At 68.1% G+C, this 22,108-nt stretch carries 21 protein-coding genes; 16 read left to right on the forward strand and 5 right to left on the reverse strand.

Annotated elements, in window-relative coordinates:
* Nucleotides 1–320 precede the first annotated feature (320 nt).
* The 7 genes from nadB (at nucleotide 321) to MT490_RS00035 (ending at nucleotide 9,129) form a co-directional block, all read left to right on the forward strand.
* On the forward strand, nucleotides 321–1,910 hold the full coding sequence (nadB, locus tag MT490_RS00005) for an L-aspartate oxidase (RefSeq protein WP_297383109.1): 1,590 nt from the start codon (nucleotides 321–323) through the stop codon (nucleotides 1,908–1,910).
* A gap of 13 nt (nucleotides 1,911–1,923) precedes the next feature.
* A complete protein-coding gene (locus MT490_RS00010) occupies nucleotides 1,924–2,094 on the forward strand; it encodes a hypothetical protein (RefSeq protein ID WP_297383110.1) in 171 nt (56 codons plus the stop codon).
* Nucleotides 2,091–3,248, forward strand: coding sequence for a serine hydrolase (locus tag MT490_RS00015; RefSeq protein ID WP_297383111.1), 1,158 nt, complete (start codon nucleotides 2,091–2,093; stop codon nucleotides 3,246–3,248). Before MT490_RS00010 ends, MT490_RS00015 begins: the two co-directional genes overlap by 4 nt.
* A 64-nt stretch (nucleotides 3,249–3,312) precedes the next feature.
* Nucleotides 3,313–4,005: a 2OG-Fe(II) oxygenase gene (locus MT490_RS00020; protein ID WP_297383113.1), complete on the forward strand. Its 693-nt coding sequence runs from the start codon at nucleotides 3,313–3,315 to the stop codon at nucleotides 4,003–4,005.
* A gap of 69 nt (nucleotides 4,006–4,074) precedes the next feature.
* Nucleotides 4,075–4,800 carry a hypothetical protein gene (locus MT490_RS00025; RefSeq protein WP_297383114.1) on the forward strand — a complete coding sequence of 242 codons (726 nt, stop codon included), beginning with the start codon at nucleotides 4,075–4,077 and terminating at the stop codon, nucleotides 4,798–4,800.
* A gap of 67 nt (nucleotides 4,801–4,867) precedes the next feature.
* Nucleotides 4,868–7,624: a DNA polymerase I gene (polA, locus tag MT490_RS00030; protein ID WP_297383116.1), complete on the forward strand. Its 2,757-nt coding sequence runs from the start codon at nucleotides 4,868–4,870 to the stop codon at nucleotides 7,622–7,624.
* A complete protein-coding gene (locus MT490_RS00035; RefSeq protein ID WP_297383117.1) occupies nucleotides 7,621–9,129 on the forward strand; it encodes a lipopolysaccharide biosynthesis protein in 1,509 nt (502 codons plus the stop codon). Before polA ends, MT490_RS00035 begins: the two co-directional genes overlap by 4 nt.
* On the opposite strand, the gene MT490_RS00040 is transcribed toward MT490_RS00035, so the two are convergent.
* Nucleotides 9,116–9,847 carry a sterol desaturase family protein gene (locus MT490_RS00040; RefSeq protein WP_297383118.1) on the reverse strand — a complete coding sequence of 244 codons (732 nt, stop codon included), beginning with the start codon at nucleotides 9,845–9,847 and terminating at the stop codon, nucleotides 9,116–9,118. The genes MT490_RS00035 and MT490_RS00040 overlap by 14 nt on opposite strands.
* A 63-nt stretch (nucleotides 9,848–9,910) precedes the next feature.
* Complete coding sequence (locus MT490_RS00045; RefSeq protein WP_297383119.1) at nucleotides 9,911–10,501, reverse strand: TetR family transcriptional regulator; 591 nt, start codon at nucleotides 10,499–10,501, stop codon at nucleotides 9,911–9,913.
* Nucleotides 10,502–10,578: 77 nt separating this feature from the next.
* Here MT490_RS00045 and MT490_RS00050 point away from each other — a divergent pair, with 77 nt between their 5' ends.
* The 8 genes from MT490_RS00050 (at nucleotide 10,579) to MT490_RS00085 (ending at nucleotide 18,503) form a co-directional block, all read left to right on the forward strand.
* Nucleotides 10,579–11,193 carry a glutathione binding-like protein gene (locus tag MT490_RS00050; RefSeq protein WP_297383120.1) on the forward strand — a complete coding sequence of 205 codons (615 nt, stop codon included), beginning with the start codon at nucleotides 10,579–10,581 and terminating at the stop codon, nucleotides 11,191–11,193.
* A gap of 114 nt (nucleotides 11,194–11,307) precedes the next feature.
* Entirely contained in the window at nucleotides 11,308–12,468 is a 1,161-nt protein-coding gene (gene crtY, locus MT490_RS00055; RefSeq protein WP_297383121.1) for a lycopene beta-cyclase CrtY, read from the forward strand.
* A complete protein-coding gene (locus MT490_RS00060) occupies nucleotides 12,465–13,943 on the forward strand; it encodes a phytoene desaturase (RefSeq protein ID WP_297383122.1) in 1,479 nt (492 codons plus the stop codon). Before crtY ends, MT490_RS00060 begins: the two co-directional genes overlap by 4 nt.
* A 71-nt stretch (nucleotides 13,944–14,014) precedes the next feature.
* Nucleotides 14,015–14,596, forward strand: coding sequence for a TIGR00730 family Rossman fold protein (locus MT490_RS00065; protein WP_297383123.1), 582 nt, complete (start codon nucleotides 14,015–14,017; stop codon nucleotides 14,594–14,596).
* Nucleotides 14,593–15,549, forward strand: a complete 957-nt coding sequence (locus MT490_RS00070) for a phytoene/squalene synthase family protein (protein ID WP_297383124.1) — start codon at nucleotides 14,593–14,595, stop codon at nucleotides 15,547–15,549. The genes MT490_RS00065 and MT490_RS00070 overlap by 4 nt, the downstream gene beginning before the upstream one ends.
* A 24-nt stretch (nucleotides 15,550–15,573) precedes the next feature.
* The gene (locus MT490_RS00075; RefSeq protein WP_297383125.1) at nucleotides 15,574–15,771 is read left to right on the forward strand and encodes a hypothetical protein; all 198 of its coding nucleotides are present in this window, start codon (nucleotides 15,574–15,576) and stop codon (nucleotides 15,769–15,771) included.
* A gap of 219 nt (nucleotides 15,772–15,990) precedes the next feature.
* Nucleotides 15,991–16,545, forward strand: a complete 555-nt coding sequence (locus tag MT490_RS00080; protein WP_297383126.1) for a hypothetical protein — start codon at nucleotides 15,991–15,993, stop codon at nucleotides 16,543–16,545.
* A gap of 137 nt (nucleotides 16,546–16,682) precedes the next feature.
* The gene (locus MT490_RS00085; RefSeq protein WP_297383127.1) at nucleotides 16,683–18,503 is read left to right on the forward strand and encodes an ABC transporter ATP-binding protein/permease; all 1,821 of its coding nucleotides are present in this window, start codon (nucleotides 16,683–16,685) and stop codon (nucleotides 18,501–18,503) included.
* A 186-nt stretch (nucleotides 18,504–18,689) separates the two neighbouring features.
* Here MT490_RS00085 and MT490_RS00090 read toward each other — a convergent pair whose 3' ends face one another.
* On the reverse strand, nucleotides 18,690–18,962 hold the full coding sequence (locus MT490_RS00090) for a GNAT family N-acetyltransferase (protein ID WP_297383129.1): 273 nt from the start codon (nucleotides 18,960–18,962) through the stop codon (nucleotides 18,690–18,692).
* 38 nt (nucleotides 18,963–19,000) lie between these two features.
* Between MT490_RS00090 and MT490_RS00095 the strand changes: the two genes are divergently transcribed.
* Nucleotides 19,001–19,936 (forward strand): alpha/beta hydrolase, encoded by a 936-nt coding sequence (locus MT490_RS00095; protein WP_297383131.1) that lies wholly within the window; start codon nucleotides 19,001–19,003, stop codon nucleotides 19,934–19,936.
* Here the strand turns inward: MT490_RS00095 and MT490_RS00100 are convergent.
* Nucleotides 19,919–20,500, reverse strand: coding sequence for a hypothetical protein (locus MT490_RS00100; protein ID WP_297383133.1), 582 nt, complete (start codon nucleotides 20,498–20,500; stop codon nucleotides 19,919–19,921). The genes MT490_RS00095 and MT490_RS00100 overlap by 18 nt on opposite strands.
* Before the next feature lie 65 nt (nucleotides 20,501–20,565).
* Complete coding sequence (locus tag MT490_RS00105; protein WP_297383134.1) at nucleotides 20,566–22,020, reverse strand: ATP-binding protein; 1,455 nt, start codon at nucleotides 22,018–22,020, stop codon at nucleotides 20,566–20,568.
* Nucleotides 22,021–22,108 lie beyond the last annotated feature (88 nt).

Consider the following 22,108-nt stretch of genomic DNA (forward strand, 5'->3'; position numbering starts at 1 on the left):
CAAACCCTGGCAATGTAGGATTTGTTCTGCTTCCGTTCGAATATGCCCGACCAGCAAGCCCACCCGAACCCCGCCTCCGCCCTGCCGCCCACCCCGCGCGCGCGTAGGACGGGTAAACTTCGTCCACCGCCGGATCGCCGGAGATGCCCGGAAACCGCGCAAATCCGCGCTTTCCCGATCCAACCAGAAGGTTGGCGTCGCCGGATTGCCAACCCTTTGGTTGGCTCCCCCCAAACCCGGGCTTTGGCGGCGCATATCGCTCCGTCGTTGCCAGCGGCCCCGCCCAGCGCCTAGGCGGTAGGCGAAATAGCGGAAGAGACATGGCCGACGATCCTCATATCAGCGACATCCTCGTCATCGGCTCGGGTGCGGCGGGGCTCACCGCGGCGCTCAACCTGGCCGCGCGCTTCCGGGTCACCGTGCTCGCCAAGGGCGCGCTCAACGAAGGGTCGACCGCCTGGGCGCAGGGCGGGATCGCCGCGGTGCTCGAGCCCGGCGACAGCTTCGAGAACCATATCGAGGATACGATGGTCGCCGGCGCCGGGCTCAACGACCGCGCGACCGTCGAGATGGTGGTCGAGAACGCCCCCGCGGCGATCGAGCGGCTGGCCGAGCTGGGGGTGCCGTTCAACACCGACGGCAATTCGCTCCACCTCACCCGCGAGGGCGGGCACAGCCATCGCCGCATCGTCCATGTCGACGACGCGACCGGCTGGGCGGTGCAGGAAGCCCTGCTCAAGGCCGCGCGCGCCAATCCGAACATCACCCTCGTCCCCGACATGGTGGTGATCGACCTCGCCACCAGCCGGCACGAGGAACGCTATTCGGGCGCCGGCAACGTCTGGGGCGTCTATGCCTTCAACCGCGCGACCAACCGGGTGGAGCTGTTCACCGCCAACGCCACCGTGCTCGCCACCGGCGGCGCGGGCCGCACCTATCTCTTCTCGACCGCGCCCAGGGGCGCGACCGGCGACGGGATCGCGATGGCGTGGCGCGCCGGGTGCCGCATCTCCAACATGGAGTTCATGCAGTTCCACCCGACCTGCCTCTACAATCTCGACGTCAAGAACTTCCTGATCACCGAGGCGGTGCGCGGCGAAGGCGGGCAGTTGATCAACCCGCTCACGGCCAAGCGCTTCATGCCCTATTACGATCCCCGGCTCGAGCTGGCGCCGCGCGACATCGTCGCCCGGGCGATCGACGCGGAGATCAAGCGCTTCGGCCTCGATTGCGTCCATCTCGACATCAGCCATATGGGCCCGGATTTCGTGAAGCAGCACTTCCCGACCATCTATGCCCGGCTGATCGACCTCGACATCGACATGACGACGGGCCCGATCCCGGTGGTGCCCGCCCAGCACTACACCTGCGGCGGCGTGGTGATCGACCGCGACGGGCGGACCGACCTGCCCAACCTCTATGCCGCGGGCGAGGTCAGCCAGTCGGGGCTGCACGGCGCCAATCGCCTCGCCTCCAATTCGCTGCTCGAATGCTTCGTCTTCGGCGAGGCGGTGGCGAACCACATCGCCGCCAATTGGGGCGATCTCGCGCCGCCGCCGGCGATCCGGCCCTGGGACGAGAGCCGCGTCACCGATTCCGACGAGGAAGTGGTGATCAAGCAGAACTGGACCGAGATCCGCCGCTTCATGTGGAACTATGTCGGCATCGTCCGCTCGACCAAGCGGCTCGAGCGCGCCCAGCACCGCATCCAGATGCTGCGCGGCGAAGTGAACGACTATTACGGCCATTTCCGCGTCACCGCCGACCTGATCGAGCTGCGCAACCTGCTCGAAAGCGCAGACCTGATCGTCCGCTCGGCGCTCCACCGCAAGGAGAGCCGGGGGCTGCACTATACGCTCGACTATCCCGAGACGCTCGACCTGGCGGTGGATACGGTGCTGGTACCTTAAGGGGTTTACCCGCATGGCAAAGCATTCGTTTTGCTGCGAACTTAGGGTTAACGGCCTGCGGGTTTCCGCTCCGTTCACGTTTCGTCGCTATCGCTGCCGGATTCGTCGCATCGCCGGGCGCCCGGACTTTGAAGCGAGTGACGTTCGCCGCATGTTGGATGTGGGCAAGGGGCTGCATTTGTGAAGAAAATTAAGGGTTTCTCGAAACTGGAGCGGGCGTTGACCGTCGCGGGGCTGGGCCCGGCGATGCTGCTCGGCTGCGCGGTGCACGAGGATACCCAGCTCGCCGCCTATCTGCCGGCGCCCAGCTACAGCGTGCTGATGCCCTTCCCGGCCGCGACTGCCCGGCCCGCCCAGCCGCGTCCGCCCGCGCCGATCGACCTGGTGGCGTCGATCGACGGCATCACCCGCAACTTCAGCGGGCTGGTCGGCGTCGCGGTGACGAGCGTCGACGATGGCTGGATCGCCAGCAACACCGCCGCCGCCCGTCCGCTTCCGCAGCAGAGCGTGAGCAAGCTGTGGGTGGCGATGACCGTGCTCGACGCGGTCGATCGCGGCGTGGTGCGGCTCGAGGATCCGCTGACGATCACCCGCTCGGACTTCACCTTGTTCCACCAGCCCGTCGCCTATCTGGTGAAGGGCGACACCGGCTATGCCAGCAACGTCGCCGAGATCATGCGCCGCGCGATGCAGATGAGCGACAACACCTGCAACGACAAGCTGCTGCGCCTGGTCGGCGGCCCGCGGGCGGTGCGCGACTTCATCGCGCGGAAACAGCTCGGCGCGATCCGCTTCGGCCCCGGCGAGAAACTGCTCCAGGCGGGCACCGCCGGGCTCGAATGGCGGCCCGAATATTCGATGGGCAACGCCTTCGCGGTGGCCCGCTCGCGGCTCTCGCCCGCGGTGCGGCGCGCCGCCTTCGAATCCTACGTCAAGGATCCGCCCGACGGCGCGGCGGCGGCGTCGATCGCCGATGCGCTCGCCCGGCTGAAGCGCGGCGAACTGCTCTCGGCGAGCTCGACCGACTGGCTGCTCGCCACCATGGGCGGCGCCAAGACCGGCAAGGCGCGGGTGCGCGGCGCGGTCCCGCCGGGCTGGGCCTATGGCCACAAGACCGGCACCGGCCAGGACCTCGGCGGGCGCACCGCCGGCTTCAACGATGTCGGCATCCTCACCGCTCCCGACGGGCGCTCCTACGCCGTCGCGGTGATGATCGGCGACACGACGCGGCCGATCCGCGAGCGCCAGCTGCTGATGCAGGCGGTGGCGAGCGCGATCGTCGCGCATCATCGCCCGTCAGACGGCGCGATCATGGCGGACGACGTGGCCGCGCATTGACGTTCCTTGGTTAGAGCGCAAGCAACGGAAGGCATGGCCTGATCGATCGGACTAGGTCCGCATCATGCACCACGACATCGACTGGACTTCCGCCGCCGACGCCCTCGACACCCAGGGCTGGGCAGTGCTTCCCGGGCTGCTCGACCCCGCCGCCTGCGGCGAAGTCGCGGCGCTGTACGACGATCCCCGGCGCTTCCGCAGCCAGGTGATCATGGCGCGGCACGGCTTCGGCCGGGGCGAGTATCGCTACTTCGCCTATCCCCTGCCCGGTCCCGTGCAGGCGCTGCGCACCCGGCTCTATCCACCCCTCGCCGCCATCGCGAATCGCTGGCACGCGCGCATGGGTATCGAGCGGCGCTTCCCCGCCGCCCATGCCGACTGGCTCGCCCAGTGCCACGCCGCCGGCCAGGTGCGCCCGACGCCGCTGCTGCTCCGTTACGGGCCGGGCGACTATAATTGCCTGCACCAGGACCTGTACGGCGCGCACGTCTTCCCGCTCCAGGTCGCGGTGCTGCTCTCGGCGCCGGGGCGCGACTTTACGGGCGGCGAGTTCGTCCTCACCGAGCAGCGCCCACGCATGCAGTCGCGCGCCGCGGTGGTGCCGCTCGCGCAGGGCGATGCGGTGGCGTTCGCGGTCAGCCAGCGCCCGGTGAAGGGCAGCCGCGGCGACTATCGCGTGACGATGCGCCACGGGGTGAGCGCGATCCGCAGCGGATCGCGCCACACGCTCGGCATCATCTTCCATGACGCGACGTAAACCAACGCTCGTATCGCCATCGTCACAATTCGGGCGTCAGATGAGAGCGCACGAACAGGGAGCGGATCGATGGGCGACACCCCGAATCTCAACGAATCGAATAACAGCAATATGTCCGAAGCCGTGATCGTCGAGAGCGAGGCCGCGTCGCTTCTCGCATCGGCCGGTGACGCATCGCAGGGCGTCAAACTCAACTTCATCAACCTGTCGAACGACGCCAACAACAGCGAGATCGTCATCTTCGGGAAGAATGTGGCGACCAGCTATGACGAGCTCGCGATCGCCTGGACGGTGATCAAATATTGCGGCCAGGGCGACAATCACCCCTTCACCTATCCGATGGCCCAGACGATCGGCGCGAGCGACAGCTGGGGCAATTATACGCCGCAGCAGAATGCGCCGCGCGGACAGCGATTCGCGATGGCGCTCACCACCTCGGGCGACCAGCTGGTCGCTCGGGGCCCGGCGACGTCGCCGACGGAAATCCAGCTGCTCAACGAGCTCCCGCGGGGCGCGGTGAACGCGAATATCTACAAGGACGGCAGGCTGTTCGCGATCAAGACCAGCATCGCGCCCCAGCAGATGGCGGTCTTCGACTTCACGCCGACGATCTGGATCGGCGTCGCCTCGCAGGTCCAGCAAGGCCAGGTGATGAACTCGGCGATCATCTCCAACATCAACACCGAGATCTCGCTGCTCGGCCTCGTCAGCGCGGACATCGTGATGACCGGCGGCGGCTCCGGGCCCAACGCGACCGCGTTCGTCTTCACGCTCGAGAATGTCGTGATGGCCTGAACGCGCGGCGGGCGGAACGGCCGCTTGGGGCTTTGTTCCGCCCGCCCGCTCGGCTATCCCGGCGCCGATGCCCCATCTCTATCTCGTCGACGGCTCCGGCTACATCTTCCGCGCCTATCACCGGCTGCCGCCGCTCACCAACAAGCATGGCGAGCCGGTCGGCGCGGTCTATGGCTATACGACGATGCTGTGGAAACTCGTCGACGAGCTCAACAAGGCCGACGGGCCGACGCACATGGCGGTGATCCTCGACAAGAGCGAGCACACCTTCCGCAACGAGATGTACGACCAGTACAAGGCGCACCGCCCGCCCGCGCCCGAGGATCTCGTCCCCCAGTTCCCGATGATCCGCGATGCCACCCGCGCCTTCTCGCTACCGTGCATCGAGGAAGCCGGCTGGGAAGCCGACGACCTGATCGCGAGCTACACCAAGGCGGCGTTGGCGCAGGGCTGGTCGGTCACCATCGTCAGCTCCGACAAGGACCTGATGCAGCTGATGACCGATCCGTCGGTCGACATGCTCGACACGATGAACAATCGCCGGCTGGGTCCCGCCGACACCGAGGCGAAGTTCGGCGTGGGCCCCGAGAAGCTCGGCGAAGTGCTCGCATTGATGGGCGACAGCGTCGACAATGTCCCCGGAGTCCCCGGCGTCGGCCCCAAGACCGCAGCCAAGCTGATCCTCGAGCATGGCGATGTCGAGGCGGTGCTCGCCGCGGCGCCGGCGATGAAGCCGGGTAAATTGCGCGACAATCTGATCGAGCATGCCGAGATGGCGCGGCTCTCCCGCAAGCTGGTCGAACTGAGCTGCGACGTGCCGCTGCCCGATCCGCTCGACGAGCTCGAATTGAAGGGCATTCCCGACGCGCCGCTGCGCGCCTTTCTCGAGCATCACGGCTTCCGGACCCTGCTCAACCGGCTCGCCGCGGTGGCCGACGCGCCGGTCGAGACGCACGAGACGCCAGGCCTGCCCGAGGATCCACCCTGCGACCACGACGCCTATGAAACGGTGACCGATCCGGCCGCGCTCGACCAGTGGATCGAGGCGGCGCGGCACCAGGGCTTCGTCGCGATCGACACCGAGACCACCGGCGTCGACGCGACGCGCGCCGAGCTGGTCGGGGTGAGCATGGCGCTAACGCCCAACAAGGCGTGCTACGTGCCCCTCGGCCATGGCGGCAGCGACATGTTCGCCGAGAAGCCGGTGCAGATCGATCGCGACGCCGCCCTCTCGCGGCTGAAGGCGCTGCTCGAGGACCCCGCCGTGCTCAAGATCGGGCACAATCTGAAGTACGACATGATCGTGCTCGATCGCTGCGGGATCCAGGTCGCGCCCTATGACGACACGATCGTGATGAGCTTCGATCTCGACGCGGGGCTGCACGGCCACGGCATGGACGAGCTCGCCGCGACGCATCTGTCGCACAGCTGCATCGCCTACAAGGACGTGGTCGGCACGGGGAAGAACCAGCTCGGCTTCCACGAAGTCGATCTCAAGGCCGCGACGCGCTACGCCGCCGAGGATGCCGACGTGACGCTCAGGCTGTGGCGGCGGTTCAAGCCGCGGCTCGCTTATGAGAGCGCGACGCGCGTCTACGAGATGGTCGATCGCCCGCTCGTCGCGGTGATCGCCGGCATGGAGCGCGCAGGCGTCAAGGTCGATGCGGGCGTGCTGGCGAAGCTCTCCGAGGATTTCTCGAAGCAGATCGCGAGCCTCGAGGAAGAGATCCACGCCATCGCCGGGTTCAAGTTCACCATCGGCAGCCCCAAGCAATTGGGCGACGTGCTGTTCGACAAGATGGGGATCAAGGGCGGCCGCAAGGGCAAGTCGGGAGTCTATTCGACCGACGTCAACGAGCTCGAGCGCATCGCCGCGGACAAGGATTCGCCCGGGCGCGAGATGGTGGTCAAGGTGCTCGACTGGCGCCAGCTGACCAAGCTCAAATCGACCTATACCGACGCGCTCCAGGCGCAGATCAACCCCGAGACGGGGCGCGTCCACACCAGCTACAGCCTCACCGGCGCGCAGACCGGGCGGCTTTCGTCGACCGACCCCAACCTCCAGAACATCCCGATCCGCACCGAAGTGGGCCGGCAGATCCGCGACGCGTTCGTCGCCGAGCCGGGCAACGTGATCCTGTCCGCCGACTATTCGCAGATCGAACTGCGCCTCGCCGCGCACATCGCCGACGTGCCCGCGCTGCGCACCGCGTTCGAGAATGGCGACGACATCCACAACATGACCGCGATGGAACTGTTCGGCGAGGTGAACCGCGACACCCGCGGGCGCGCCAAGACGATCAACTTCGCGATCCTCTACGGCATCTCGCGCTGGGGCCTTGCCGGCCGGCTCGATGTCACGCCCGACGAGGCGCAGGCGATGATCAACCGCTATTTCGAGCGCTTCCCCGGCATCAACCGCTATATCGCCGACACGCTCAACGAGGCCAAGGCACGCGGCTACACCACCACCTTGTTCGGCCGGAAGACGCATTTCCCGCGGATCAAGGCGTCCAATCCCAATGAGCGCGCGGGCAGCGAGCGCGCGGCGATCAACGCGCCGATCCAGGGCACCTGCGCCGACATCATCAAGCGCGCGATGGCACGGATGGGCCCGGCGCTCGTCGAGGCCGGGCTGCCCAACGTCCGCATGCTGATGCAGGTGCACGACGAACTCGTCTTCGAGCTGCCCGAGGGCGACGTCGAGAAGGCGAAACCGGTGATCGAGCGCGTGATGGCGACCGCCGCCGAGCCGGCGATCAAGCTCACCGTGCCGCTCGGCGTCGAGATCGGGGTGGGCCCGAGTTGGGGCGCGGCGCATTGACCCAATCCACGTCCACCGAGGACATCAACGCCCTCGCCAAGGGCGGGCGGACCAATATCCTCGGCTTCATCCTCCGCCTCGCGGCGCGGCTGCCCTTCCTGTTCATCGCGGGTCGCGCTTATGGTCCGGACATCGTCGGGCGCTATGCGATCGCGGTGCTGGTGATCGAAGTCGCCGCGCTGATCGCCACGCTCGGGCTCAAGCGCGGGCTGGCCCAGGCGCTTGCCTCGACCGAGCGGCCGCACGCGCATGTCGTGTGGGACGCGGTGACGGTCGCGGCGATCGCGTCGCTGATCGCCAGCGCGGTGCTGATCGCCTTCCCGCAGGCGATGTACCCCAACAGCCAGGTCATCGGCTTCGAGCGGCTGCTGCCCCTGGTCGTCCTCGCCGTGGCGGTGTCGGACGTGACGCTCGCGGCGCTCGCCTATCGCCACAATATCGCCGCCTCGGTGACCGCGCGCGCGATCGTCGAGCCCTGGACGATCAGCATCGCCGCCTGGGGCTTCTCCTTCGTCTCGGCGCGCGACGGGCTGATGTACGCCTATGTCCTGTCGATGCTAGCGGCACTCGCGGCATCCGTCGTGCCCTTCGTGCGCGAATATGGCCTGCCGCGCGGCTGGCGGCCCCGCCTGTCCGACATCGCCGCGCTCGCGCGCCGCAACGCGCCGCTCGCCGGTGCCGATGCGATCGAATGGGGGACGCGCAACGTCGACCGGTTCATCCTCGCGCTGCTGTTCGCGCCCTCGGTGGTCGGCATCTACTACATGGCGCAGCAGGTCGCCTCGATCCCGCAGCGGCTGAAGTCGAGCTTCGACCCGATCCTCGCCCCCGTCGTCACCAAGAGCCTCGCCGACAACGACCGCAAGTCCGTCGCCAAGCAGGTCCGCCAGGTCGGCTTCTGGATCGTCAGCGCGCAGGCCGCGTGCCTCGTCGTCTTCGCGATTCCCGCCGAGGGCGTGATGGGGCTGATCGGCCCCGAATTCGTCGTCGGTGCGGGCGCGATGTGCATCCTGCTGGTGGCCGAGGTCCTCGCCTCCACCGGCGCGGTATGCGAGACGGCGCTCATCTACATCGTCCGCCACCGCAATCTGATGATCTCGGTCGCGGTGCTGCTGCTCCAGATCACCCTGAGCTTCGTCTTCGTGTTCGTCGCGCGCGCCGAGGGCTGGTCCGAGCCGGTGCAGGCCGCCGGGCCCGCGCTCGCGCTCGCGGTCTCGCTGACGATCGGATCGGCGGTGAAGGCGATCCTGCTCCGCCGGACGCTCGCCGCGCCGGTGGTGAGCATCCGGCCGAGCTTCTTCGTCGCGATCGGCGCGGCGGGGCTGGTCGGCTCGGCCTTCATGTCGCTTCCCCGACATTATGAGTGGGCCGAGCTGAGCATCGGCATGCCGGCGATCCTGGTCACCTTCCTCTACGTCATCATCAAGTTCGGCTTCGGCCCGGAGGACAAGGCGTTGTTCCGCAAGATGCCTGCGGGCGGGGCGGCGCTGCCTAACGGGGAGTAGTTCCGGCGAAGTCGCCGAGCCCCTTGTCGGTCCCGCAGAGCCGGTCCCAGAAGCGGAAATAGAGGCCGTAATTGCAGCCGTAATATTGGTGGTGCCTTTGGTGGTGGCGCGCGGTGATCAGCCATGCGCCCAGCGGGCCGCCATGGACGAAGCGGGGGAAGATCTCCCAGCCCATATGGTTGGTCACGCCCATGATCGTCATTACGGCAAGCACCAGCCCCAACGCGCCGGCATGGATGGGCACGAGGAAGACCAGCAGGGGAATGACCACCGCGCCGGTCGCGGCCTCGACGGGATGGAAGCTCATCGCCGCCCAGGCGGTGGGCGGGCGGCTGGCATGGTGGACGGCATGCGCGAGGCGGAACCAGCGCGGGCGGTGCATCAGCCGGTGCGTCCAGTAGAACCAGGCATCGTGCGCGATCAGGTAGAGCAGCACCGAGACGGGGAGGTACCAGAGCGGATAATCGGCCAGGTCGGTGTAGATCCGCGTCCAGCCCCGGTTCTGCCAGCCCCAGGCGACCACGCCCGCCAGCACGCCGTAGATCGCGGCGGAGGCGAGGCTCCAGCCGATCTCGCGGCGGATCTGGCGCTCGAGCCCGGCATAGAGCGCCGGTTGCCGGAGCCGCGTGGCGAGAGCGAAGGCGCCCGATACCGCGAGATAGCGCAGCCCGACGATCAACGTCATCGCGAATGCGGAGAGGAGGATGGCGAGAGCCATACCCCGGCCTACACCCGCGGGGCGCCCGGCGTCACCCCATCCGCGACGGGGCCCTCGCGACGCTCAGCGCCCGGCTCCCGCGATCAGCGCGATACAATCGTTCGCCACCTGCACGAGCTCCTCGCGCGGCGCGCCGCCGCGGGCGCGGACGCTCAGCGAATGGAGCATCGAGGCGACGAGCCGGCCCTGCGCTTCAGGCGCGGGGCTGCCCGCCGCGGCGAGCAGTTCGGCGATGCGATCGTCCTCGACCGCGAGGAACGCGGCGACCTTCTCGCGGACCTGCGGGTCGGAGGCGGCCTGAGTCGCCGCGGTGTTGATGATCAGGCACCCCTCGGGGCCGTCGCTGCCGGTGAGGTACAGGTCGATGCTCCCGATCAGGATCCGCTCTACCAGGTCGCGCAAGGGGAGCTTCGCCTCGCCCAGGCGGAGCAGCTGGCGCTCGACGCGCGCGGTGAGCCGCTCGATCGCGGCTATGTACAGAGCGCGCTTGTCGCCGAACGCCGCGGCCAGGCTCGGCCGGGCCAGCCCGGTGGCCTCGGACAGCTCGTCGAGCGACGTGCCCGCGAAGCCATAGGTGCGGAAGCGCTCGGTCGCGCGGCCGAGTGCCTGGTCGGGGTCGAAGCTGCGCGGCCGGCCGCGCGTCCTGGTCGACATTTTATGCGAACCCGCAAAATAATCCTTGACCCAAACATTTCTATGCGGGATCGTATAGAAATCAAGGGAGAATGGTCATGAAGCTCTATTTTCGCCCCTTCGCCTGCTCGCTCGCGGCGCGGATCGCGCTGGAGGAAGCCGAGCTCGACGCCGAATTCGTCCAGGTTCCCGCGGACGGGCGCCTCGCCGACGGCCGCCATTTCAGCCAGCTCAGCCCGATGGGCTATGTCCCCGCGATCGAGACGCGCGGCGGCTTCGTACTCACCGAGGGGCCGGCGGTGCTCACCTATATCGCCGAGCTCGCGCCCGAGGGGTCGCTGAGCTTCACCGGCTTCTCGGACGCGCATTACCGGATGCTCGCCTGGCTCAACTTCACCGGCACCGAGCTGCACAAGGCGGTGTTCACGCCCCTGCTCGGCAAGACCGCGGGTCCCGAGGAGCGCGCGGCGGCGCTGGCGCGTGTCGCCAAGCCCTTCGGCGTGCTGTCGCGGCATCTGGAGGGACGCGAGTTCCTCGAGGACAGGTTCACCGTCGCCGACGCCTATCTGCTCAGCGTGCTCAACTGGTGCGAGCATTCGGGCGTGGGGATCGCCGACTGGCCGGTGCTGTCCGACTATCGCACGCGCCTGCGCACCCGCCCCTCGGTCGCCCGCGCGATGGCCGAGGAATGGCCCCTGCTCAAGGCCGCCTGAGGCAAAGCTCCGGGAGCGGGCCGCATCGCTCCGCTCCCACCACTCCTGCCCTCCCCGGTCCACCGGGGAGGGTTTTTGTTGGTACGCTCTTCGCCCTTCAGCTAGGCCGAGGCGATGTCGGCCACGATCAGCTGCGACCTCGCCATCGTCGGCGGCGGTCTTGCCGGGGGGCTGATCGCGCTCGCGGTCCAGAAGCAGCACCCCGAGGCCGAACTGCGGCTGATCGAAGCCTCGTCGCATCTCGGCGGCAATCATTTCTGGTCGTTCTTCGCGAGCGACGTGGCGCCCGCCCATCGCTGGATGGTGTCGCCGCTCATCACTTATGGCTGGACGCGCTACGACGTCGCCTTTCCGGGCCATGCGCGAACGCTCAGGTCGCCTTATTACACGATCGATTCCCGCCATTTCGAACGCATGGTGACGAGCGCGCTGCCCGCAGAGGCAGTGCTGCTCGGCCGCAAGGTGCTCGCCGCGAGCAGCACCGCGGTGGTGCTCGCCGACGGCGACCGCGTGCAGGCGAAGGGCGTGATCGATTGCCGCGGCGCGGGCGACCTCGCGACGCTCGATCTCGGCTGGCAGAAATTCCTCGGCCGCGAGCTCGTCCTCGCCGCGCCGCACGGGCGCGAGCGCCCGATGGTGATGGACGCGACGGTCGCGCAGCTGGACGGCTATCGCTTCGCCTATTGCCTGCCCTTCGCCCCCGACCGGATCTTCGTCGAGGACACCTATTACAGCGACGGCCCGGAAGTGGACGCGGCGACGCTGGGCGACCGAATCGATTCCTACGCCGCCGCGCAAGGCTGGCAGGTCGAGAAGATCGCGCGCGAGGAATCGGGGGCGCTTCCCGTCGCGATGGGCGGGGATTTCGAGGCATATTGGCGTTCGGGCGGGCACAATGTCGCCAAGGCGGGCGTGCGCGCCGGGCTGTTCCACCCGCTCACCGGCTATTCGCTGCCCGACGCGGTGCGCACCGCCGCCTTGGTCGCGGATACCGGCGATTTCGAGGGGCAGGCGCTGCACGATCTGCTCCACGCGCATGCGCGGCGCACCTGGCGCGGGCGCCGTTTCTACCGGATGCTGGCGGCGATGCTGTTCAAGGCGGCCGAGCCCGAGGAACGCTATCGGATACTCGAGCGCTTCTATCGACTGGACGAAGAGCTGATCCGCCGCTTCTATGCGGCCAGATCGAACCTGGGCGACAAGATCCGGGTGATGACGGGCAAGCCGCCGGTGCCGATCGGCCGGGCGGTGCGCGCGATAACGGGGGTCGAATGAAGAAAGCGGCAGTGATCGGTGCAGGGATAGGCGGGCTCGCGCTCGCGATCCGCCTGCAATCGGCGGGGGTGGACACGACCATCCTCGAGGCGCGCGACAAGCCCGGCGGGCGCGCCTATTTCTGGGAGCGCGAGGGCTTCACCTTCGATGCCGGGCCCACGGTGATCACCGCGCCCGAGGCGCTGCAGGAATTGTGGCGGCTCTCCGGGCACGATATTTCCGAGGACGTGAAGCTGGTGCCGGTCGCGCCCTTCTACCGCCTCTCCTGGCCCGACGGCACCGCCTTCGACTATTCGAACGACGACGCGCAACTGGGCGCCGAGATCGCCCGGCTCAGCCCCGAGGACGTGGCGGGCTATCGGCGCTTCCTCAAATATTCGGAAGGCGTGTACCGCGAAGGCTATCAGAAGCTCGGCCATGTCGCGTTCCTCGATTTCGGTTCGATGGTCCGCGCCGCGCCGGCGCTGGTGAAATACCAGGCCTGGCGCTCGGTCTATTCGATGGTGTCGAGCTATGTGAAGGACGAGAAGCTGCGCCAGGCGCTGAGCTTCCACACCTTGCTGGTCGGCGGCAATCCGATGGCGACGAGCGCGATCTACGCGCTGATCCACAAGCTCGAGCGCGCCGGCGGGGTCTGGTACGCCCAGGGCGGCACCAACCGGCTGGTCGCGGGGATGGTCCGCCATTTCGAGCGCCTGGGCGGCGTGGTGCGGCTCGGCGACGCCGTCTCGGCGATCCACACGCTCGGCGATCGCGCGACGGGGCTCAGCACCGAAAGCGGCTTCGAGCTGGCGGTCGACGCCGTCGCCAGCAATGCCGACATCGTCCACAGCTATCGTACCCTGCTCAAGGATTCGCGCAGCGCCCAGCGCACGGCATCGAAGCTGGAGCACAAGCGCTTCTCGCCCTCGCTCTTCCTCGTCCATTTCGGCGTGCGCGGTACCTTTCCCGAGATCCCGCACCATTCGGTCCTGTTCGGACCGCGCTACCAGGGCTTGCTCGAGGACATCTACGATCACGGTGTGCTGAGCGAGGATTTCTCGCTCTATCTCCATCATCCGAGCGCGACCGATCCGAACGTGGCGCCCGAAGGCCATTCGACCTTTTACGCGCTTGCGCCGGTGCCGCATCTGGGCAAGTTCCCTGCCGACTGGCGCGAGGTGGGGCCGGTGCTCGAGGAGCGCATCCTTGCCGAGGTTGCCCGCCGGCTGATCCCCGACCTCAAGGACAGGATCGTCACCAGATTCTCCTATGCGCCGCCCGATTTCGCGGCCGATCTCCATGCGCATCTCGGCTCGGCGTTCAGCCTCGAGCCGATCCTGACGCAGAGCGCCTATTTCCGGGTGCATAATCGCGACGATTCGATCTCGAACCTCTATTTCGTCGGTGCGGGCACGCATCCGGGCGCGGGCATCCCCGGCGTGGTCGGAAGCGCCAAGGCGACCGCGGCGCTGATGCTGGGAGGCGGCCGGTGACGGAAGCGGATTACGCGCCGGCCATTTTCTGGCATGCGCCGCCGATCGATTGAAACGGACGGATTGAAATAATGAAGCGCGTCGCTGTCTATTGCGGGTCGGCCACTCCGGCCGATCCGGTCTATATCGAATCCGCCCGCAACGTGGGCCGCAGCCTTGCCGAGCGCGGCATCGGCGTCGTCTATGGCGGCGGCAAGCTCGGGCTGATGGGCGCGGTCGCCGATTCGGCGCTGGCGGCCGGCGGCGAAGTGATCGGCGTCATCCCCCAGGCCCTGGTCAGCGCCGAAGTCGCGCATCGCGGCCTTACCGAGCTCCACGTCGTCGAGACGATGCACGAGCGCAAGAAGCTGTTCACCGACCTTGCCGACGGCTTCGTCAACCTGCCCGGCGGCACCGGCACGATGGACGAATTGTGGGAGGCGCTGAGCTGGGCGCAGCTCGGCTACCATGCCGATCCGATCGGGCTGCTCAACATCGCGGGCTATTACGACAAGCTCGTCGATTTCTGGGGGCATATGGGCCAGGTCGGCTTCCTGCGGCCGCAGCACCAGGGGCTGCTGCTGGTCGAAAGCGACCTCGATGCCCTGCTCGCCAAGATGGCCAGCTTCGAGCCGACCGTGCCGATCATCCGCATGGCGCGCGAGGAGCTGTGACTCCAGCCCGCGACGCGATCGTCGCGACCGCGGGCGAATCGATTGCGCGAGGCTCGCGGAGCTTCGCGGCGGCAAGCCGGCTGTTCGATCGCGCCACGCGCGAGCGGGCCTGGCTGCTCTATGCCTGGTGCCGCGCCTGCGACGACCTGGTCGACGGGCAGGACCATGGACATGGCAGAATGGAGGTCGGTGACGCCGCCGCGCGGCTCGATGCGATCCGCTTGCGCACCGCGGCGGCGCTCGAAGGCCGGTGGGTCGGCGATCCAGCCTTCGATGCGCTGCGCATCGTCGCCGAGGAGACCGCCATGCCGCACGGATATGTGTGGGACGTGGTGGAAGGCTTCGCGCTCGACACCGCGGGCTGGCAACCGGCAACCGAGGGCGACCTGCTCCGCTATTGCTACCATGTAGCGGGCGCGGTGGGCTGCATGATGGCGGTGGTGCTCGGCGTGCCGCCCGCTGAGGACGAATTGCTCGACCGCGCCTGCGATCTCGGGCTCGCCTTCCAGCTCGCCAACATCGCCCGCGATGTCGGCGAGGATGCCGCGGCAGGGCGCTGCTATCTGCCCACCGACTGGCTGCGCGAGGCGGGGATCGCACGCAACGACGTGATGGCCGACCGAGCCGCGCTCGCGGGCATCGCACGGCGGCTGACGCGGCACGCGGGCGAATATGAGGCGCGCGCGCGAATCGGCGCGGCGGCCTTGCCCTTCCGCTCCGCCTGGGCCGTGCTCGCGGCGGCCGGCATCTATGGCGACATCGCCCGGCGCGTCGAGCGGCACGGCGCGGCGGCTTGGGATAGGCGTGTCACGGTTTCCGCGGCGGAGAAGGCATTGTGGATCGCGCGCGCCGCGGTGCAGGCTTTCAACCGCAAGCGGCTCCACGCCGACGCGAAGTTCGCGACCCCCGATTGGTCAAGGCCGCGTCAACCAGGTCGCGAAAGCGCTTCCTAAGCCGCAAGCCGTCAAGTGACGCGGATGACGATGCTTTCGCTCAAGCTCTCACGCGCCGTGGCCCAGGGGCGCGCCGCTCCCGACCGCCCCGAGAACCGTGCCGCTTTGCTCGTGACGCTGCTGCGCAAGCGCGCCGCCGCCTACAATGCCGGCGCGCACGATCTCGAGGCGCTGCTCCGCGACCAGATCCGCTGGGCGCTGCCGATCGAACGCGAGGGTTAAACCATCCGTTCGTCCCCGGACTTGATCCGGGGTTGTCGAAGCACCGTTCTTCTTCTTCTTCGTCTTGGGGGGCAGAATAAGGACGGCCCTTCGACAAGCTCAGGGCGAACGCATTTGATGCACTTAACCGTCTCGGTCGTCCCTAGCGCGGCTTTCATCGCAGCCTCGCGGACATTGCCACGAGTATCCTTCTAGCGTCGGGCTTCCGGGAGAGCCTCGATGCGTATTCTTGCCGCCTTGTTCGCCGCCATTTTGCTTTCGGTCATGCCCACGAAGGCACGCGCCGACGACGCTTCCGAGCTGGTCGGCCATTGGGGCGTGGTCTTCACCAGCAAGGAACTGGTGCGCGTGCCGGTGCTGCGCGATCGGCCGACCGTATCGCTCGCCGGGCCGGGCATGGTCACCAGGCGAGGACCGCTGTTCAGCACCGTGCTGCGGGACGAGGAAGTGCCGATGGAGGTGGAGCATTCGATCAGCCTGCAGATCCATGCCGATGGTCGCTTCAAGCTGATGACGCATGACGCGCGCGCCGCCTCGCCCACCAATGATTGCCGGGTCCGCGCGGGCTTCAAGCGCGAGGGAATGGTCGGCCGCGCCAATGGCGGGCTGGTGCTGAGGAGCAGCAGCGGTCTTTTCCGCAAAGCCGATTGTGATGCCGCCCCCGAGGACAGGCGCGAGGGAGAGAGCGTCCATATGGTCCGCCGGGAAGGTGCGCTGCTGGTGGTGACCGGTGACGACGGCACGGTCTGGCAGCTCCGGAAAGTGACCGGATAGCGGCTCAGCCGCACGCTCCACGGCGTGGTCCGCGGCGCATCGACCGCCCTTTCCTTCGGGGACAAAACGAAGCGTGATCCGGCCCGTTCCGGCGGGAACGTTGCATCGCGGCGCGATAGGCACCAAATCGCGGTTCGATGTCGCCGCAAACGCCAGTCTCCGCGCCCGAGCGCCCGCTGCTCGGGACGATGAAGCGCTTCCTGCCCTATTTGTGGCCCAAGGATTCGCCGGGGCTGCGCGCGCGGATCGTGATCGCCTTGGTGCTGGTGGTCTTCTCCAAGCTCGTCCAGGTCTATGGCGCGCCCTTCGCGCTGCAGGGCGCGATCGACCGGATGGCGGGTGGATCGCGCGACGCGGTGTGGCTCGTGATCGCCTTGGTGGTGGGCTATGCCGCCGCGCGGCTGGGCACCGTATTGTTCGACAATCTGCGCAACGCGGTGTTCGAGAAGGTCGGGCAGGACGCGACGCGCCGGCTGGCGTCGGACGTGTTCGCGCATCTGCACAACCTGTCGCTCCGCTTCCATCTCGAGCGGCGCACCGGCGCGATCACCAAGGTGGTCGAGCGCGGCACCAAGAGCATCGACACGATGCTCTATTTCCTCCTCTTCAACATCGCCCCGACGATCCTTGAGCTCGCCATGGTGATCGGCATCTTCTGGACGCGCTTCGGCTTGTGGCTGGTCGTGGGCACTTTGGTGATGGTGGTCGCCTATATCGCCTTCACCCGCTGGGTGACCGACTGGCGATCGAAGCTGCGCGAGCAGATGAACGACCTCGACACCGGCGCGGTGGCGCATGCGGTCGATTCGCTGCTCAACTTCGAGACGGTGAAGTATTTCAACGCCGAGGCCCGCGAGAGCGCCCGCTACGACAAGGCGATGGCCGCGTATATGAAGGCCGCGGTCACTTCGGAGAACTCGCTCGCCTGGCTCAATATCGGCCAGGCGGTGATCACCAACGTGATGCTCGGCGCGGGCATGGCGCTGGTCGTGTTCGGCTGGAGTTCGGGCAGGTTCACCGCGGGCGACGTGGTACTCGTCTCCACCCTGCTCAGCCAGCTCTTCCGACCGCTCGACATGCTCGGCTGGGTCTATCGCACGATCCGCCAGGGCGTGATCGACATGGGCAGCATGTTCGATCTGATCGACACCAATGCCGAGATCGTCGACGCCCCCGGCGCCGCGTCGCTCGACGTCCGCCAGGGCCATGTCCGGTTCGAGAACGTCGCCTTCGGCTACGATGCCGACCGCCAGATATTGAAGGGCATCGATCTCGACATCCCCGCCGGCGCCACGGTGGCGGTGGTCGGTCCCTCGGGCGCGGGCAAGTCGACGCTCGCGCGGCTGATGTACCGCTTCTACGACGTGACCGGCGGGCGGATCACGATCGATGGCCAGGATATCCGCGACGTGACGCAGACCACGCTGCGCGCCGCGATCGGGATCGTGCCGCAGGACACGGTGCTGTTCAACGACACGATCGGCTACAACATCGCCTATGGCCGCGAGGGCGCGACCCCCGACGAGATAGCCGCCGCCGCGCGCGGCGCCGCGATCGCCGGTTTCATCCAGGCGCTGCCCGAGGGGTTCGACACGCGCGTCGGCGAGCGCGGCCTCAAGCTCTCCGGCGGCGAGAAGCAGCGCGTCGCGATCGCGCGCACCCTGGTCAAGAACCCGCCGATCCTGATCCTCGACGAAGCGACCAGCGCGCTCGACAGCCGCACCGAGGCCGACATCCAGGCGACGCTCGAGGCGATCGAGCATGGCCGCACCACGATCGTCATCGCGCATCGCCTCTCCACCGTGGTCCATGCCGACCGGATCGTCGTCCTCGAAGCCGGCCGTGTCGCCGAGCAGGGCACGCATGCCGAACTGCTGCGACTGGACGGGCTCTATGCAGAGATGTGGGCCCGCCAGGCGCAGGAGCGCGAGAAGGGCGAGGAGATCGCCGCGGAGTAGTGGAAGTCTCGAACGACTTCAGATGGCGATCGGGTCGCGGGTGCACTGAACGCGTCCCTTTTCGTCACCCCCGCGAAAGCGGGGGCCCATCTCCGACGTACGCGCCGGGCATCACAGCTGTTGTATGAATGGCGCAGGCAGGAGATGGGCCCCCGCCTTCGCGGGGGTGACGATTGATGCGTCAGGTCAGACCCGCAAATCCTGCCACTCCGGATGCTTGGCGATATAGGCCGCGACGAAGGGGCATTGCGGGCGGACCTTGAGCCCGCGGCTGCGCGCATCGGTCAACGCCCCCAGGATCAGCCGGCTGCCAACGCCCATGCCCTGCAGCGACGAGGGCACGATCGTGTGGGTGAAGGTGATCACGTCGCCGTGGATCTCATAGGCGGCAAAGGCGAGATGCCCCTGCTCGACCAGTTCGTAGCGGCTGCGTTCTTCGTTGTTGCGCACGTCGGACATGCCTAGGCTCTAGCTCGGCGGAGCAGGAGAGGGAAGCGATGCTGATTCCATTGGGACTTCTGGGGGTGCTCGTCCTCGGGCTCGCCGGCTGGTCGGCCTATGTCGGACGCAAGGCCGAGGAGATGGTGCCCGCCGAGGGCGCCTTCGCCGCGGTGCCGGGTGCGCGGCTCCATTATGTCGATCTGAACCCCGAGGCCGAGGGCCCGGCGATCGTGATGGTCCATGGGCTGATGGGCCAGCTGCGCAACTTCTCGCATTCGTTCGCTGGACGGCTCGCCGCCGATCACCGCGTGATCCTGGTCGACCGGCCGGGCTGGGGGCATTCGCTGCTCGACGGGCCGCGCCCGGGCATCGCCGCGCAGGCCGGGATGATCGCGGCGCTGATCGAGCAACTGGGGCTCGAAAAGCCCCTGCTCGTCGGCCATTCGATGGGCGGCGCGGTGAGCCTCGCGCTGGGGCTCGACCGGCCCGAACTGGTCCGTGGGCTCGCGCTGATCGCGCCGCTGACCCAGGTCGTCGAGACCGTCCCGCCGCCGTTCAAGGGCCTGCTCGCGCCGCCTGCGCTGCGCCCGCTGCTCGCCTGGACGGTCGCGGTGCCGGTGGGCCTGCGCAAGGGCCCAGAGACCGCTGCGGCGATCTTCGCGCCCGATCCCGTGCCCGCCGATTTCGCGCTGGCCGGGGGCGGCGCGCTCGCGCTGCGACCGAAGAGCTACATGGCGGGATCGTTCGAGATCCAGGCCGCGCCCGCGGAGATGGCGGCCCTGGTCCCGCGCTACGGCGAAATGCGCGTGCCGGTGGCGATCCTCTACGGCCGCGCGGACGCGGTGCTCGATCCCGCCCTCAACGGCGAGAAGACCGCCGCCGAGATCCCCGGCGCGACGCTCGAGCTGATCGAGGGCGGCCACATGCTGCCGGTCACCCATGCGGAAGCGACCGAAGCCTGGCTCCGGGGCGTGCTAGCCCGCCTCGGCTGACCCGGCCGACACCTGCTTCTGCACGAACGAGCCGATGAACGCGCCGAGCGTCAGCTTCGCCAGGTCCATGAAATTGGGGTAGCTGATCGCGAGGATCGAGAAGAACAGAGTCAGCGCGATCGTCGCGAGGGGCAGGCCGGTCAGCCCCAATTTGGTGAAGGTGCCGGTGAAGCCGCCGAGGCTGGTCAGCCGGATATATTGCGTGACCGCCTCCTCGCGCCCGCCCTTCACCTGGTCCGAGATCGCTGCCCATTCCTCGCTGTTGATCACGCGGTTGGGCTGCTGTGCGCCCGCGACGCCCACCGAGCGCAGCAAGGTCGTGCCGAGCAGCGCGCCGAACAGCCCGATCGCGCTGAGGATCAGCTCTGGAATGAAGTCCGCGAGCGTCGCGGCCCTTTCATGGTCGACCTTGTCGTCCTGCAGCAGCATGTAGCAAACCGCGGCGAAGATCAGCACCGCGCCATAGATGAAGCCGATCCCGGCAAAGGTGAGCCAGCGTTTGCCCGAACGGATCCGATCGGCAACCGATCCATCGTCTTCGAGCGCTGCAGGATCTTCCAACATTCTGCCCTCCCCTGTTCTTGCCGCTTCTATCAGGCGGCCGCGGGGTCGGGAAGCGCTGCGGTTGGTTAAGCGATCTCGGCCGGCTGCGTGGTCCAGCCGAGACGGGGGATGGTGATCGAGCGCTTGCCGGCCAGGTCGACGCGCGTGACGAACAGCTCCTTGCTCTCGATATAGGTGAGCAGCCGGCGCACGCGGCCGAGCGAGCTGGTGCCATAGGTCGCTGCGAGCTCGGTGTCGCTCGGACAGGGCAGGCCTTCGCGCGCGGCGCGGGCGACGAGCAGGAAGGGTCCCAGCATGTCGTCGGGGAGCGCACGCGCGGCGTCGAGCGCCTGCGCCCAGTCCGCGTCGGGATCGCCGTGGATCCCCGCGCGCGCGGCCGAGAGACGGCGGACGAAGCCCGAAAGGTCGAGCGGAGGCCGCGCCAGCCCGACCATGCGGCAGCGGACCAGGAAGTCCTGATAGAGCACCGAAGGCGAGCGATAGGTGGACTCGGCGTCCTCGACGATGTCGCGAAGTACGTCGGCGATGCGTCCGGCCGCTTCCTCCGGATCCACGTCGGGCACTTCCTCCATCGGCGCGGGGGCCGAGCGCGCGAGCGCCTCGATCAGCCGCTCCGACGGCATCTGCGTGGGTACCGGCGACGGGGCGGGCGGCGTCCATTCGGGCTCGACGGGGGCGAGCAGCAGGTCGCGGAAATCCTCGGCGGGCGCCTGGGGAAGCGGCGTCAGCTTCGGGGAGGAGCTCCGCGCGCTGGTCTCGACCGCGCCGATCTGGATCGCCACTGGGCGCCGCGCCACCGCGGGCCCCAAAGCGAGGAAATGCCCGCGCGCCAAGTCGCGGATCGCCTCGGCCTGGCGGCGCTCCATGCCGAGCAAATCGGCGGCGCGCGCCATGTCGATGTCGAGGAAGGTACGCCCCATCAGGAAGTTCGACGCCTCGGCCGCGACGTTCTTGGCGAGCTTGGCGAGCCGCTGCGTCGCGATCACCCCCGCGAGCCCGCGCTTGCGGCCGCGGCACATGAGGTTGGTCATCGCCGAGAGCGAGGCGCGGCGGACCTCCTCGGCAACCTCGCCGCCGCCCGAGGGCGCGAAGAGCTGCGCCTCGTCGACGACGACCAAAGCCGGATACCAATGGTCACGCGGCGCATCGAACAGCCCGTTCAGGAACGCCGCGGCGCATTTCATCTGCCCCTCGGCCTCGAGCCCCTCGAGGCTCAGCACCACCGAAGCGCGATGCTCGCGGATCCGCGCGGCGAAGCGCGCCACGTCGCGCTCGCTATGCTCCGACGCTTCGATCGCGATATGGCCGTAGCGGTCGCCCAGGGTGACGAAATCGCCTTCGGGATCGATCACCACCTGCTGGACCTGGCCCGCCGACTGTTCGAGCAGCCGGCGCAGCAAATGCGACTTTCCCGACCCCGAATTGCCCTGGACGAGCAGACGCGTGGCCAGGAGCTCCTCGAGATCCATCGACACGGGTGCCCCGCCCGTATCCTTCCCCATTTCCACGCGAACCGTCATTCGCTCGCCGCTTTGCCGGATGCGGGCGGGCGCAGGCAAGCGCTGCGTGACGCGCGCCGTCGCAATGCTGTGGATGGCGCCCCTTGCG

Origin of the sequence: Sphingomonas sp. (assembly GCF_026460985.1) — a bacterium.
Taxonomy (GTDB): Bacteria; Pseudomonadota; Alphaproteobacteria; order Sphingomonadales; family Sphingomonadaceae; genus Sphingomonas.

Bases quoted from the DNA above. Each gene is read 5' to 3' on its own strand.
- nadB (WP_297383109.1), top strand. From the start codon at position 321: ATGGCCGACGATCCTCATATCAGCGACATCCTCGTCATCGGCTCGGGT.
- MT490_RS00010 (WP_297383110.1), top strand. From the start codon at position 1,924: ATGGCAAAGCATTCGTTTTGCTGCGAACTTAGGGTTAACGGCCTGCGG.
- MT490_RS00020 (WP_297383113.1), top strand. From the start codon at position 3,313: ATGCACCACGACATCGACTGGACTTCCGCCGCCGACGCCCTCGACACC.
- MT490_RS00025 (WP_297383114.1), top strand. From the start codon at position 4,075: ATGGGCGACACCCCGAATCTCAACGAATCGAATAACAGCAATATGTCC.
- polA (WP_297383116.1), top strand. From the start codon at position 4,868: ATGCCCCATCTCTATCTCGTCGACGGCTCCGGCTACATCTTCCGCGCC.
- MT490_RS00040 (WP_297383118.1), bottom strand. From the start codon at position 9,847: ATGGCTCTCGCCATCCTCCTCTCCGCATTCGCGATGACGTTGATCGTC.
- MT490_RS00045 (WP_297383119.1), bottom strand. From the start codon at position 10,501: ATGTCGACCAGGACGCGCGGCCGGCCGCGCAGCTTCGACCCCGACCAG.
- MT490_RS00050 (WP_297383120.1), top strand. From the start codon at position 10,579: ATGAAGCTCTATTTTCGCCCCTTCGCCTGCTCGCTCGCGGCGCGGATC.
- crtY (WP_297383121.1), top strand. From the start codon at position 11,308: ATGTCGGCCACGATCAGCTGCGACCTCGCCATCGTCGGCGGCGGTCTT.
- MT490_RS00060 (WP_297383122.1), top strand. From the start codon at position 12,465: ATGAAGAAAGCGGCAGTGATCGGTGCAGGGATAGGCGGGCTCGCGCTC.
- MT490_RS00065 (WP_297383123.1), top strand. From the start codon at position 14,015: ATGAAGCGCGTCGCTGTCTATTGCGGGTCGGCCACTCCGGCCGATCCG.
- MT490_RS00075 (WP_297383125.1), top strand. From the start codon at position 15,574: ATGACGATGCTTTCGCTCAAGCTCTCACGCGCCGTGGCCCAGGGGCGC.
- MT490_RS00080 (WP_297383126.1), top strand. From the start codon at position 15,991: ATGCGTATTCTTGCCGCCTTGTTCGCCGCCATTTTGCTTTCGGTCATG.
- MT490_RS00085 (WP_297383127.1), top strand. From the start codon at position 16,683: ATGTCGCCGCAAACGCCAGTCTCCGCGCCCGAGCGCCCGCTGCTCGGG.
- MT490_RS00090 (WP_297383129.1), bottom strand. From the start codon at position 18,962: ATGTCCGACGTGCGCAACAACGAAGAACGCAGCCGCTACGAACTGGTC.
- MT490_RS00095 (WP_297383131.1), top strand. From the start codon at position 19,001: ATGCTGATTCCATTGGGACTTCTGGGGGTGCTCGTCCTCGGGCTCGCC.
- MT490_RS00100 (WP_297383133.1), bottom strand. From the start codon at position 20,500: ATGTTGGAAGATCCTGCAGCGCTCGAAGACGATGGATCGGTTGCCGAT.
- MT490_RS00105 (WP_297383134.1), bottom strand. From the start codon at position 22,020: ATGACGGTTCGCGTGGAAATGGGGAAGGATACGGGCGGGGCACCCGTG.